13 protein-coding genes and 1 riboswitch are annotated in these 13,012 nt (G+C 40.8%); of the genes, 12 read left to right on the top strand and 1 reads right to left on the bottom strand.

Annotation, left to right across the window (positions count from 1 at the left end):
- Positions 1-8 precede the first annotated feature (8 nt).
- The 5 genes from ccsB (at position 9) to ON01_RS09720 (ending at position 5,211) form a co-directional block, all read left to right on the top strand.
- Entirely contained in the window at positions 9-1,199 is a 1,191-nt protein-coding gene (ccsB, locus tag ON01_RS09740; protein WP_029329077.1) for a c-type cytochrome biogenesis protein CcsB, read from the top strand.
- A 52-nt stretch (positions 1,200-1,251) separates the two neighbouring features.
- A complete protein-coding gene (locus tag ON01_RS09735; protein ID WP_010530850.1) occupies positions 1,252-1,968 on the top strand; it encodes a response regulator transcription factor in 717 nt (238 codons plus the stop codon).
- Positions 1,968-3,722, top strand: coding sequence for an ATP-binding protein (locus tag ON01_RS09730; RefSeq protein ID WP_010530849.1), 1,755 nt, complete (start codon positions 1,968-1,970; stop codon positions 3,720-3,722). The genes ON01_RS09735 and ON01_RS09730 overlap by 1 nt, the downstream gene beginning before the upstream one ends.
- Before the next feature lie 108 nt (positions 3,723-3,830).
- Positions 3,831-4,021: riboswitch (cobalamin riboswitch) on the top strand.
- Between the two features lie 232 nt (positions 4,022-4,253).
- A complete protein-coding gene (locus ON01_RS09725; RefSeq protein WP_010530848.1) occupies positions 4,254-4,691 on the top strand; it encodes a DUF4430 domain-containing protein in 438 nt (145 codons plus the stop codon).
- A gap of 4 nt (positions 4,692-4,695) precedes the next feature.
- Complete coding sequence (locus ON01_RS09720; protein ID WP_010530847.1) at positions 4,696-5,211, top strand: ECF transporter S component; 516 nt, start codon at positions 4,696-4,698, stop codon at positions 5,209-5,211.
- 100 nt (positions 5,212-5,311) lie between these two features.
- Here the strand turns inward: ON01_RS09720 and ON01_RS09715 are convergent, their stop codons facing one another.
- On the bottom strand, positions 5,312-5,566 hold the full coding sequence (locus ON01_RS09715) for a ferredoxin (protein WP_010530846.1): 255 nt from the start codon (positions 5,564-5,566) through the stop codon (positions 5,312-5,314).
- 134 nt (positions 5,567-5,700) lie between these two features.
- Between ON01_RS09715 and ON01_RS09710 the strand changes: the two genes are divergently transcribed.
- From ON01_RS09710 to ON01_RS09680, 7 genes are all read left to right on the top strand, one after another.
- Complete coding sequence (locus ON01_RS09710; RefSeq protein ID WP_010530845.1) at positions 5,701-6,747, top strand: YpbB family protein; 1,047 nt, start codon at positions 5,701-5,703, stop codon at positions 6,745-6,747.
- A 7-nt stretch (positions 6,748-6,754) separates the two neighbouring features.
- Positions 6,755-8,293 (top strand): RecQ family ATP-dependent DNA helicase, encoded by a 1,539-nt coding sequence (locus tag ON01_RS09705; RefSeq protein ID WP_010530844.1) that lies wholly within the window; start codon positions 6,755-6,757, stop codon positions 8,291-8,293.
- Positions 8,290-8,856 (top strand): CPBP family intramembrane glutamic endopeptidase, encoded by a 567-nt coding sequence (locus ON01_RS09700; RefSeq protein ID WP_010530843.1) that lies wholly within the window; start codon positions 8,290-8,292, stop codon positions 8,854-8,856. The genes ON01_RS09705 and ON01_RS09700 overlap by 4 nt, the downstream gene beginning before the upstream one ends.
- 13 nt (positions 8,857-8,869) lie before the next feature.
- Complete coding sequence (locus ON01_RS09695; protein WP_010530842.1) at positions 8,870-9,187, top strand: hypothetical protein; 318 nt, start codon at positions 8,870-8,872, stop codon at positions 9,185-9,187.
- Between the two features lie 346 nt (positions 9,188-9,533).
- Positions 9,534-10,115: a genetic competence negative regulator gene (locus ON01_RS09690; RefSeq protein WP_029329076.1), complete on the top strand. Its 582-nt coding sequence runs from the start codon at positions 9,534-9,536 to the stop codon at positions 10,113-10,115.
- A 160-nt stretch (positions 10,116-10,275) separates the two neighbouring features.
- Positions 10,276-11,556 carry a Glu/Leu/Phe/Val family dehydrogenase gene (locus ON01_RS09685; protein ID WP_010530840.1) on the top strand — a complete coding sequence of 427 codons (1,281 nt, stop codon included), beginning with the start codon at positions 10,276-10,278 and terminating at the stop codon, positions 11,554-11,556.
- A 170-nt stretch (positions 11,557-11,726) separates the two neighbouring features.
- Positions 11,727-12,731 (top strand): YpdA family putative bacillithiol disulfide reductase, encoded by a 1,005-nt coding sequence (locus tag ON01_RS09680; RefSeq protein ID WP_010530839.1) that lies wholly within the window; start codon positions 11,727-11,729, stop codon positions 12,729-12,731.
- Positions 12,732-13,012: the final 281 nt, after the last annotated feature.

Raw genomic sequence — 13,012 nt, 5'->3', positions numbered from 1 at the left:
GATATAAAATGGATTCATTGGTTGGTATAAGCAGCACAATGCTGTATACGGCATTTATCCTTTATTTGATTGCGACAATATTTTTTGGGGCGACAATCAAAGAAAATAAGAAACAAGCGAAAAAAAGCATTAGCGGAAAAATAGGCATCACCATAACCATCATCGGTTTTCTGGCACAAATTGTCTATTTTATAACAAGGTGGATGGCGAGTGGACACGCACCAGTCAGTAACCTATTCGAATTCATGACATTTTTCGGAATGGGAATCGTGTTTGCGTTTATTATTATTTACTTTATTTACAAGTTAAATATATTGGGATTATTCGCCCTCCCAATTGCAATGATTGTAATCGCTTATGCCAGTATGTTCCCGACTGAGATCGCGCCATTGGTTCCGTCACTGCAAAGTCACTGGCTGTATATTCATGTCACAACAGTATCCCTTGGTGAGGCAATCTTATCAATCAGTTTTGTGGCAGGGCTTATTTATTTAATCAGACAAATCGATCAGACTGTCCGCAGCAAACGGACAACGTGGCTCGAAATTGTTCTGCTTTCACTGTTTATTTTTGTCGGTTTCAGTGTGATTTCAACTGCATTCAACCTATCAGGGTACAGCGCTGAATTTGAGTATACATTCAATGGTCAAACAACTACGACGGACTACCACTTGCCGCCGATTGCCGGTCCGAATGAAGGCAAGCTGCTGACGGGTGACAGAATGGAACCATTATTTGATGCACCGGGCTGGATGCAGGGTGTTGATGCGGCAAGAAAATTCAATACGCTTATCTGGTCAGTATTGGCTGGCATTGTGTTATACGGTTTGACCCGGTTAATTCTTCGCAAACGTGTAGGAGCAGCTATTCAGCCATTCTTGAAAAAAGCTAAGCCGGACATGCTTGATGAAATATCATACCGTGCCGTTGCCATCGGTTTTCCAGTATTCACACTGGGCGGTTTAATATTTGCATCCATATGGGCTCAAATTGCTTGGGACCGCTTCTGGGGCTGGGACCCGAAAGAAGTATGGGCATTGGTGACCTGGTTTTTTTATGCAGCATTTTTGCACTTACGGCTATCAAGAGGCTGGCATGGCGAACGATCAGCCTGGCTTGCCGTGGGCGGGTTTGCAATCATTATGTTTAATCTGATTGCCGTCAACCTGATCCTGGCCGGGCTACACTCCTATGCATAACTATTTAGCGTTTATATAATACCGTACAAAACCTGGATAAGGGGGAGTATCAATGAGTGCAGAGCCAAAAATTTTGGTAGTGGATGACGAGGATCGGATTCGTCGGCTGGTAAAAATGTATCTTGAAAAAGAAGATTTTATAGTAGAGGAAGCGGAGGACGGCAAAAAAGCACTGGAAATGGCACTGGATATTGACTATGATGTTATACTGCTGGACATTATGATGCCGGAGATGGATGGCATTGAAATGACCAAAGAATTGCGCAAGGAAAAGGATACGCCGCTTATCATGCTGACGGCAAAGGGAGAGGAATCCAATCGAGTACAGGGATTTGAAGTCGGAAGCGATGACTATATTGTCAAACCTTTCAGCCCGAGAGAAGTCGTGCTCCGTGTTAAAGCAGTATTAAGGCGTGTTACTTCCGGCAATTATCATGAAACGGAGAAGCCAACCAAAAATTTGCTTGTTTTCCCTCATTTGACAATCGACTATGATGCCCATCGCGTCACAGCTGACGGTATCGAAGTAAGTCTGACACCGAAAGAATATGAATTATTATGCTTTCTGGCTGAAGAACCCGATAAAGTATTCAGCCGGGAAGTACTGCTGAAGGAAGTGTGGGAATATGAATTCTTCGGGGATTTACGTACAGTTGATACACACGTGAAACGATTGCGGGAGAAATTAAATTATGTATCCAAGCAGGCCGCAGATATGATTGTAACTGTCTGGGGTGTCGGATATAAATTTGAGGCAGATGATGCATAATGTTTTGGCGTAGTGTTGTTGGGAAGCTAGCAATAACGATATTATTGCTAGTTTCTTTTGTGTTATTTATTTTAACAATTTTATTATTAGGTTTTTTTGAAAATTTCCATGTAAATGAAGCTGAAGAGGATATGATGCAGACAGCGACAAAAGTGTCCCAAATGGTTGAGCAATATGATAACCAGAAACTGCCCCTGGAAAATGCTGAATTGTTAAAAGACCCAGTGAGTCGGGTCGCCATCGTTTATGGTGATGGAACATTCCGTACATCTGACAGCACTGATAGTGACTTAAATAAGCTTGATCCCCAGTGGCTGCGGAATGACGAAGATTTAGTGAATGTCTTCAGGAATGGTGAGGATGTCCAAAAGGAGACGACACTGCCGAACACTGATGTGAAAGCAATGATTGTCGGTACTCCGATCAATCCGAACGGAGCTGTTTTTATTTATCAGTCGCTTGATATCGTTAATCAAACCAAAGCTGACACGACTAAAATTATCTTCCTGGCTGCCGGGATTGCCATTGTTTTAACAACCATTTTTGCCTTTTTTCTGTCAACGCGAATCACTTCACCCCTGATAAAGATGCGGGAGGCAGCACTTGATCTGACTCGCGGAGAATTTAATACAAAAGTGCCGATTCTTACTCATGATGAGATCGGTGAACTGGCTATGGCCTTCAATCGAATGGGAAGACAGCTCAAATTCCATATTAATGCTTTGAGACAAGAAAAGGAACAGTTTTCAAGTATTGTCAGTTCAATGGCCGATGGTGTCATAACTTTGAACCGAAACGGTGATATGCTGGTAACCAACTCGCCTGCAGAGCAATTTATTGAAAAACTCTATTACGAAAATGGTATTGAATCAGGCGATGGTAACCCAAAATCTCCTGAGCCGCTGGGTGATATTTTACAAAATGTCATTCAGGACGAAAAAGAAATGATTCGAGAAATTAACGCACAGGGGCGAACATGGGTCATGATCATGACACCACTGTATGACCAGTCTTATGTGCGCGGCGCTGTGGCTGTCATTCGCGATATGACAGAGGAAAGACGACTGGATAAGATGCGGCAGGACTTTATTGCCAATGTGTCCCACGAATTGCGGACACCTATATCAATGCTACAGGGTTACAGCGAAGCAATCGTTGATGATGTCGCCGATTCCAAAGAAGAGAAAAATGATCTGGCACAGATAATTCATGAAGAGTCACTTCGTATGGGGAGACTTGTTAATGAACTCCTTGATCTTGCCCGGATGGAAGCAGGCCAGACTATGTTAAACAAAGAAAACGTTGATACCGGTAAATTTCTGGATCGTATCCTGAAGAAATTCAGAGGGCTGGCTGAGGAAAGTAAAGTTCAGCTCATTTCAAAAAACCATTTAAGCATATCCCATATATCGATGGACGCTGACCGAATGGAGCAGGTATTCACCAACCTGATTGACAATGCAATCAGACATACAAATGAACAGGGCTTTGTCAAAGTAACAGCTGAAAATACAGATACTGAACTGAAAGTGTCAATAGAGGATAACGGAAGCGGTATTCCAGAAGAAGATATACCTTTTGTTTTTGAACGTTTTTATAAAGCAGATAAATCGCGAACAAGGAATGGCAAGAAAAAAGGTACCGGGCTGGGGCTCGCGATCGCGAAAAATATCGTTGAAACACATGAAGGAACGATCAATGTCAAAAGTATGATGGATGAAGGCACAACGTTTGAAATCAGAATTCCGTTGTAGATATGCTGGAAAAATCGACGGGTTTATGATACTATATTCCAGAAATCTTAATAAGCGTAATAGATATTGGTGTTAAAGCTTAATGAGCGTGTTCAAAAAGGACGATAAAGTGAAACTTCATTTAGCGGACTTATTGAACAGCCACTTAAAAGGGAATCCAGTGAAAGTCTGGAACTGCCCTCGCAACTGTATGTGATTGACGAAATAAGCATAGACCACTGTATGGCATACCGTACGGGAAGGGCTTAGAGTAGGTATGAGTCACAAGTCAGTAGACCTGCCAATGTCTAATGTTTCAATGCTCCGAGGATTTGAGTGATTGGGACAACCGAAAACGATATATATGAATTCAGCATGTATGTTTCGATTGTCTTTTAGCTAACCTTTGAAGGAGGTTGGCTTTTTTAGTATTCTGATGCTTTCATTATTAACAATGCTTTTGGGTTCCATCACTGCTTTTCCTTAAGGCTGTATTCGGATTGTTTGTTGTTTTTAGAAACAGTCCAAAACTGACACACAGGAGGAACGAAAATGAATAAATTGTTTTTACGAATTGCCTCGATACTGGTGGTTATCGGATTAATAGCTGGCTGCAGTGCCGGGGGAGGGGAGCAATCTGAATCAAATAACGGTACCAAGACTTCAACAAATGAAAACACGGATGGTGAACTCAGCGAAGATGAAATCCGAATGACAATAAGCAAAGATCAAGGATCCGAATACATTGCAGAAAAAGAAATTGAGATAGAAGAAGGCGCTGTACTAATGGACGTACTGCAGGAGAATTTTTATGTAGAAACGAAAGAGAACGGACAATTTATCACTTCCATCGAACGAGTTTCCGCCAAGGAAGATGAACAAAAGTCTTGGATCTTCAAGGTGAATGGTGAAATGGCAAATGTGGGCGCCGCCGAATATGAATTATCGCCTGGCGATAAAGTAACATTCGATTTACAGGCATGGGAATAATCTGATGAACACTTACAAGCTGACTTTACTGGCTTTGCTTGCTTCACTTGCGGTGGTTGGTAGAAGTGCGTTTACATTTCTCCCCAATGTTCAGCCTGTCACATCTTTGATCATCATTTGCGGTCTGCTGCTTGGTCCGGCAGCGGCCACCATACTCGCATTATTAACAACGTTTTTATCCAATATGCTATTGGGAATGGGGATCTGGACTATCTGGCAGGTAGTTTCCTGGGCATTGATCGGACTTATCAGCAGCTTTTTAGGGAAATATCCGCGAAGGGTTCCGGTATATATCATCGTTTTGTTTTCAATCTTTTGTGGATTTTTATACGGTCTAATTATTTCGTTGACCACGTATTCCATCGCTGGTAAATTTTGGCCTTATTATCTGGCAGGTTTGCCGTTTGATACGTATCACGCTATTGGCAATGCTGTGTTCATTACTTTATTGTATCCGATTATCAGCCACTTCTTTAAAAAGTATGCCAATAACCGTTTCTATCTGCAAAATATCAGTTGACAAGCTGGTATTTTTATCTGTTTTTCTCATCAAAACTGTCCATTAGAAGACAAAACCAGCGGCAAGGAAGCCGCTGTATGCCAAAATAAAGATATGTTTTCTAACACTCCTCATAGTTTGATGGGTCTCCGTGAAAAGGATTATCAGCGATCTTAACGGAGTCTGTCGGGCACCCTTCATATGCATCGAGCACATCATCCTCCAAGTGCTCCGGCACCTCAGCAATCCCCTCGTTCTCATCCAGAATAACATAGGCAAGCGCCTCATCGTTATAATCGTATATATCAGGAGCGGTCGCTCCGCATGCCCCGCAGGCAATACACGTTTCCTGATCCACTATTGTATATTTCGGCATCTAATCTCTCCCATTTAAAAGAACCTGTTGCCACACCTTCTATTGTAAAAAAGTATGTTACACATTTCAACTGCGTCAGAACGTGTTATCATTGACATGAAAGTGTATTAGATTTATCGAAAGGGGGGCCTCTATTGCTGTTTGATTATATTGTCATGTCATGCTGCTCCAGATTTAAAGATGGACGAAGTATTTCGGCAGTCTACCACTTACTAAAAGGAAAACGTTCGATTCAAACGGTGCAGGATTCACACCTATACCAATTGAATCGTTTTTATGGAATATATCCCATGCTGCAAAAACAGGATTTTGATAAACACATACATAAACTGGCCGACGGTAACTTGCTGGCCTTGTATAATGACAACACAGCAAAAACGACCGCTCGTGGAGAAAATTGGCTTCATGAGCATCAAGAACATGTTCCGATTAATTATTTTAACGGGATGGATTATTATCAGAAAGCACCTGTTTTTCTGGAAAGACTGCTTCTGCTCATTCAGACAATGACAAACAGCAGAAAAAATAATTTTCATTTTATTCCTGTCATCGATAAATCGGTCGCAACAAATTGGGTGAAAAAACAGTATCAGCAATTGTATCAGAATCAGGCAGTTTTTCTGAACCAACTTCATGAAGAACTCTATCAATTATTGAAGAATTATTCGGATATGGAGGCAAATATTTTTGTTGACAGCCTCACAGGGTACAACCATTATGGAATGAGCAGATTTCAGATTGCAGAACTCTATGGATTGAACCAGCTTGATATTCCATTAATCAAAACTGCTATCATTCATCGTATGCTGACAATCATCAGCCGGAATACGGCAGTATATCCTCTGTTCACACGCTTTTTACAGGATCTGCCACAAGAGGCGGGAATCACGAATTCAGCAGGTAAGACAAAAGGTTTGCTGAATAAGCAATATTCGGCAGAAGAAATTGCCGAAATGCGTCATTTAAAGTTGAATACAATCTATGATCATATGGTTGAGATTGCGTTGTATGATGAGAATTTCCCGCTTGAAACATACGTGACAGCAGATGAACAGAAGGAAATTCTGGCTGCTGCCAAAAAAATCTCATCCTTTAAATTAAAAGCCATTAAACAGGAAGTAAGCGAAGCGATCAGTTATTTTCAGATTCGACTCGTACTGGCTGTGGAGAAAATATCATAACAAGGTGATGACGTTGATAAAGGAAAAACTAAATGAACAGTTAAGAAACCAATTTCATATTTCTTCGTTCCGGCCGGGTCAGGAAGAAATTATAAACGATATATTGGACGGGTATGATGTGCTTGCCGTTCTTCCGACCGGTTCAGGAAAATCGCTCTGCTACCAATTGCCTGCAAGTCTGTTTAAAGGTGCTACGATTGTTGTTTCGCCGCTTATTTCATTAATGGAGGATCAGGTTAGACAGCTTAAGGCCACGGGATTTAAAGCAGCTGTAGCATTAAACAGCTTTATGAATCCCCGTGAGAAAAAACGTGTTTTACAGCAGTTGGATCAGTACAAGCTGATTTATCTGTCTCCGGAGATTCTACAGCATCAAGACATTATTCATCGCCTGAAACAAATGATGATCGATTTATTTGTGATCGATGAAGCACATTGTATTTCACAGTGGGGACATGAATTCAGGCCTGACTATTTGCGGCTTGGTAATGTTATAAAGCAAATGAATAACCCGACTGTTATGGCATTAAGTGCAACAGCAACCAAAGAAGTACAGAACGATATTATCACATCGTTAAACAGGCCAGGCATTGTCAGTCATATTTATCCTATGGACCGGGAAAATATTACATTAACGGTACAAAAAGTAAATGAGGATAGACAAAAACAAGAAATGATTATTAAGTTATTAAAACGATATCGTGTACCGACATTGATTTATTTTTCCAGTAAACGAAAAACCGAGGAAATTGCTGTGATACTGTCCAATAAACTTCCCTCGCATCGTATTGCCTATTACCACGGAGGGATGGACCAGGTAGACAGGATTTCGATACAACAACAGTTCATGAACGATCAGATTGATGTGATTTGCTGTACAAGTGCCTTTGGTATGGGAATCAATAAACAGGATATCCGTCTCATTCTGCATTATCATTTTCCGCTGCAGTTGGAATCCTATCTACAGGAAATTGGAAGAGCCGGCCGAGATGGAAAATCAAGTGTCAGTCTGTTGCTATACGCTCCTGGTGATGAGGTCCTTCCCAAGTCGATGCTTGCAAATGAACTGCCTTCTGTGGAAAATATAAATCATTTGTTTAGAGAGCTATATCAATTATATCTACAAAATCCACAACTTCCGCCGGCAGAGGAAGTGCATGAAATGTTGGAGCTCAATGAAATCCAGTGGCGATTTTTACGTTATCAGATGGAAAGGCATGGTATAATTAAAGAAAACCGACTTGTATTTCAACAAGAACGATGGGAACATGCTATCAGACATATTAAGGCATTCATAGCAGAAAGATCAGTTTTAAAAGACAGAAAACTTGATGAAATCATCGGCTGGATAAATAATGAACAGTGTTTGCGGGATCATCTTTACAAAGGTTTCCAGAGCGGTTACAATACCCCACTGTACGCCTGCTGCAGCAATTGTGGCTTTTCCTTTACAAGCTGGCAACCGGAGCAAACCCAAGCCAGTGAGAACGTTTCTTCATGGGAAGCCAAATTAAAAAAGCTGTTTTTTATTGGAGATCAACCATGAAACAAAGCGAGATTGTTAAGCAATTAACAGATAAAGAATTAACAAAACAACTGATTTTTTCCCAGTCGTTATTGCTGATTTTAAGTATATTTTTAAGCATTCTCTTGTTTGATAACGTTTCGGACTGGTTTGACTATTTCAGCATTGATATTAATGATTTTATTTATTACGGTTTAGTACCGGGATTTATTATTGTCGCTGTTGATTTATTGCTCATGTATATTTTTCCTAAAAGGTACTATGACGATGGCGGAATAAATGATAGAATCTTTAAAAATCGCCCCATCTCCGGAACTTTTAGTATTGCATTAATGGTTTCCATTACCGAAGAACTGCTGTTTCGCGGTGTGATTCAGACAGTATTCGGTTATCTAGCAGCAAGCATTTTATTTGCACTTGTGCATATTCGTTACCTGAAGAAACCAGTATTGCTTATTTCAGTTTTGTTTGTAAGTTTCTATATCGGATATATTTTTGTTCTAACAGAAAACTTACTCACTACAATTATAGCTCATTTTACAGTGGATTTTGTGTTAGGGATTATCATTCGCTTTCAGAAATGAGGTGCAGAACATTATGAACGAATCAAGAGATTATAATAATCATGGAGCAGAGCTTCAGAAAATCCTGGATGAAGTAGAGAGTGCAGGTCAACAAAAAAATGAAGAGAAAAAGACGATAGTTGAACCGGAAGCAGAGACAAAGCGCGACATTGACATCTTAAACCTGCCCCCAAGAAAAGAAGTGCATGGCGGCCATAATAAGCGAACGACATTCAAACTCAGTAGCGCATCTGTACGGTTAGCATCTGTGGTTATAGTTTTAATTTTTATACTCAGCGTGTCGTTTTATTTGTGGGGAGAAGAACTCATCGATGTTATCAGTCGTATGTAGTACGGAAACCTGTCTTTTTGGCTTTTCATTAAAGGTGTAAACTAAATTCAGTATACATATTGCTTATATTTGTGAGGCCTTCGGAGCCTTGATAGTAAATATAGACTGTAGCAAGGTGCCCAATTTTTACGCTTTCCATGCAGTCTTTTCACCTGTATAATAATGGTTCGGATATATTGACTTAAAATATTATAGAGCATTCAAAGTGACAAATAATAATTATAATGTTCAACAACTGCCGCAGATGCATATAGTATTAGTAAAGAAACAGCTGCTGATTGTAAACGGACATTTTGATTACAATGCCGAGCAGGTTTTAAAATGTAAGCTAGAAGGGGGATGCTTTATGCGTATTGAGCGGGTATCCAACAACCAATTCGCCATATTTCTGACGTTTGACGACTTAATAGACCGTGGTTTTACCAAAGAGGATTTATGGTATGATGCAGCTAATGTACGTCACTTGTTCAGTGATATGATGTATGAAGCGAGTACTGAACTGGGGTTTGAGCTCGAAGGTGAACTGCTGGTTCAGGTTCATTTAATGCAAGCTCAGGGTATGCATGTGTTCGTGACCCGAAATGGCAGCAGTTCAGAGTGGGATGAAGACTTTGTGGAAATGAAAGTCACCTTGGACGAGAGCAAAGAGTTAATTTTTGCCTTCGACGATTTTGAAGATATCATCCAGGTGGCGAGTTATTTGGAAGCTTCAGATATAAATGGCGGTCAAATTTATCATATGGATCATTGTTATTACGTGTTATTTAATGAGGGTGAGCTGCCTCAAGGCCATAGAGAGAATGTGATTGCAATAATGTCGGAGTTTTCTTTTCCGAGTATTATTACGTCCTACAGGCTGAAAGAGTACGGGAAAGTGATCATGAGTGAATCAGCTGTCAAGCAGCTGATTGATACATTTTACAGCTGACGTGAACTGGTCAATGACAATTCACGAAAACGCCTTCATGTTTTTTCCTTTTGCACAAATAAAATCAACTTATTTTATTGCATATTTGGTAGGAACGTGTATACTAAACTCTGAGTACAGCTATAAATAAAATTTTTTTCGATATCTAGGAGGTAAATTCATGGTAGCCGATAACGCAGCAGACTCTACCAAAGAAAATAGCGAAAGTATGGATGTGTTAGCCTCAACACGGACTGTTGTTAAAAACGCACTGGAAAAATTGGGTTACCCTGATGAAGTGTTTGAATTAATGAAGGAACCTATGCGCATGATGACAGTGAGAATCCCTGTCCGCATGGACGATGGTTCCATTAAAATCTTTACCGGATACCGTGCACAGCACAATGATTCTGTCGGCCCGACAAAAGGCGGTGTCAGGTTTCATCCGAATGTTACCGAAAAAGAGGTAAAGGCTTTATCTATTTGGATGAGCTTAAAAGCAGGTATTGTTGATTTGCCATATGGCGGCGGTAAAGGCGGTATCGTCTGCGATCCGCGTGAGATGTCTTTCCGTGAACTGGAAGGACTCAGCCGTGGTTATGTCCGGGCGATCAGTCAAATTGTAGGTCCAAACAAGGACATACCTGCGCCTGACGTTTTCACAAACTCGCAAATCATGGCATGGATGATGGATGAGTACAGCCGTATTGACGAATTTAACAACCCTGGCTTCATTACTGGAAAACCGATTGTCCTTGGAGGTTCACACGGTAGAGAGTCTGCAACTGCTAAAGGTGTAACAATTTGCATCAATGAAGCTGCCAAGAAAAAAGGTATTGATGTTAAAGGGGCGAGAGTCGTTGTTCAAGGTTTTGGAAATGCCGGAAGCTTTCTGGCGAAATTCCTGTATGATGCAGGTGCCAAAATAGTCGCCATTTCGGATGCTTACGGTGCTCTTAGCGATCCTGATGGACTCGATATAGATTATTTGCTGGATAGAAGGGATAGTTTTGGAACCGTCACAAAACTATTCGAAAATACGATATCCAACAAACAATTACTGGAGCTTGATTGCGATATCCTTGTACCTGCTGCGGTACAAAATCAAATAACTGAAGAAAATGCCCATAACATTAAAGCAAGCATCGTTGTCGAAGCTGCCAATGGTCCTACAACTCTGGAGGGGACCAGAATTCTTTCAGAACGGGGTAAATTGCTTGTTCCCGACGTACTTGCATCATCAGGCGGTGTGACAGTTTCATACTTTGAATGGGTGCAAAATAACCAAGGGTACTACTGGTCAGCAGAAGAAATTGATAAAAAACTTCACGAAATTATGATCAAATCCTTCAACAATATTTACAATACGGCGGAAACGAGACGTGTTGATATGCGTTTAGCAGCCTATATGGCTGGTGTCCGTAAAATGGCTGAAGCGGCAAGATTCCGCGGCTGGGTCTGATACAAACGGCTGCCTTATCAGTCCGATTTTGTTGGAGACTTTAAAACGAAATTAGTGACGAAAAAACTCTTATCTTGTATAGTTGGATAGGAGTTTTTTATTATGATAAAACAGCAAATAATCCGATGAACAGACAGTTTTCAAAACATTATTATAAGGAAGTGCGTACGATGCAAAGTGAGAATACAATCATTGTAGGTGGCGGGCCATGCGGGATGTCCTGCGCGATTACTCTCCAGGAGAATGGGATCAATCCATTAGTCATCGAAAAGGAAAATGTGGTCAATACAATCTACAATTTTCCGACCCACCAAACATTTTTCAGTTCAAGTGATAAGCTGGAAATTGGTGAAGTGGCATTTATAACGGAAAAGCAAAAGCCGGTTCGCAATCAGGCTTTGTCCTACTACCGGGAAGTTGCCAGCCGGAAAAACTTAAGAATCAACTCATTTGAAAAAGTTATCAGTATTAACGCTTCGGGTAAAAACAGCTTTGCGCTTGAAACACAAAAAGAGAATGGGGAAAAGCAAGTTTATACAGCGGGGAATGTTATCATTGCAACAGGCTATTATGACCAGCCAAATATGATGAATACTCCTGGTGAAGACCTGCCAAAGGTTATGCATTACTTTAAAGAAGCGCATCCATTTTTCAATAAGAATGTGGTTGTTATCGGAGGGAAAAACTCCGCAGTTGACACAACACTCGAACTTAATAAGGCGGGAGCAAATATTACCGTGTTATACCGCGGTGATGAATACTCGAAAAGTATCAAACCATGGATTTTACCGGAATTTGATTCACTTGTGCGTAAGGAAATTGTCCAGATGGAATTTAATGCGCATATAAAAGAAATAACTGCAGATAAAGTTATCTATACAGCAGGAAATGAAACAAAAGAAATCGAAAATGATTATGTGTTTGCGATGACCGGTTATAAGCCCGACTTTCAGTTATTGAAGCAGACAGGTGTCCGGGTGGATGAGAGCTCCGGCCGGCCGTTCTTTGATCCGGAAACCATGGAAACGAATATACCTGGCGTTTATGTAGCCGGAGTCGTTGCAGCAGGCTACAACAACAACGAAATTTTTATTGAAAACGGGCGCTTTCATGGAGGAAAAATAGCTGAAGCAATTACAGAACAAAAGCGAAAACATGCCCGATCGTTGATGTAAGAACAGAGATAATTTTATCGCATTTCAGAAAAGTAACAGCCCATCCATGCTGTTACTTTTTTAGTGTAATGGGTTTTTCAGTATGAAAACCCAGTCTGCGAAGCGAATATAAAAACCAGTTATTTTTCGCATATTTTACTGCGTTTTTACGCAGTTGATATAAACTGCGACACAAACCAGAAGTTAGCGAGAATCTCTAACGACGCAGCTGGAATATACTCGCTTTCCGTGGGCTCACCACAAGCCTCCTCGCTCGCAAAGAACGCTCGCTGTGGGGTCTC

The organism is Lentibacillus jeotgali, assembly GCF_000224785.1.
Taxonomy (GTDB): Bacteria; Bacillota; Bacilli; order Bacillales; family Amphibacillaceae; genus Lentibacillus; species Lentibacillus jeotgali.
Note: the sequence above shows the minus strand (reverse complement) of the source record. Positions and strands in the feature narration are given on the sequence as shown.

Bases quoted from the DNA above. Each gene is read 5' to 3' on its own strand.
- ccsB (WP_029329077.1), top strand. From the start codon at position 9: ATGGATTCATTGGTTGGTATAAGCAGCACAATGCTGTATACGGCATTT.
- ON01_RS09735 (WP_010530850.1), top strand. From the start codon at position 1,252: ATGAGTGCAGAGCCAAAAATTTTGGTAGTGGATGACGAGGATCGGATT.
- ON01_RS09730 (WP_010530849.1), top strand. From the start codon at position 1,968: ATGTTTTGGCGTAGTGTTGTTGGGAAGCTAGCAATAACGATATTATTG.
- ON01_RS09725 (WP_010530848.1), top strand. From the start codon at position 4,254: ATGAATAAATTGTTTTTACGAATTGCCTCGATACTGGTGGTTATCGGA.
- ON01_RS09720 (WP_010530847.1), top strand. From the start codon at position 4,696: ATGAACACTTACAAGCTGACTTTACTGGCTTTGCTTGCTTCACTTGCG.
- ON01_RS09715 (WP_010530846.1), bottom strand. From the start codon at position 5,566: ATGCCGAAATATACAATAGTGGATCAGGAAACGTGTATTGCCTGCGGG.
- ON01_RS09705 (WP_010530844.1), top strand. From the start codon at position 6,755: ATGACGTTGATAAAGGAAAAACTAAATGAACAGTTAAGAAACCAATTT.
- ON01_RS09700 (WP_010530843.1), top strand. From the start codon at position 8,290: ATGAAACAAAGCGAGATTGTTAAGCAATTAACAGATAAAGAATTAACA.
- ON01_RS09695 (WP_010530842.1), top strand. From the start codon at position 8,870: ATGAACGAATCAAGAGATTATAATAATCATGGAGCAGAGCTTCAGAAA.
- ON01_RS09690 (WP_029329076.1), top strand. From the start codon at position 9,534: ATGCGTATTGAGCGGGTATCCAACAACCAATTCGCCATATTTCTGACG.
- ON01_RS09685 (WP_010530840.1), top strand. From the start codon at position 10,276: ATGGTAGCCGATAACGCAGCAGACTCTACCAAAGAAAATAGCGAAAGT.
- ON01_RS09680 (WP_010530839.1), top strand. From the start codon at position 11,727: ATGCAAAGTGAGAATACAATCATTGTAGGTGGCGGGCCATGCGGGATG.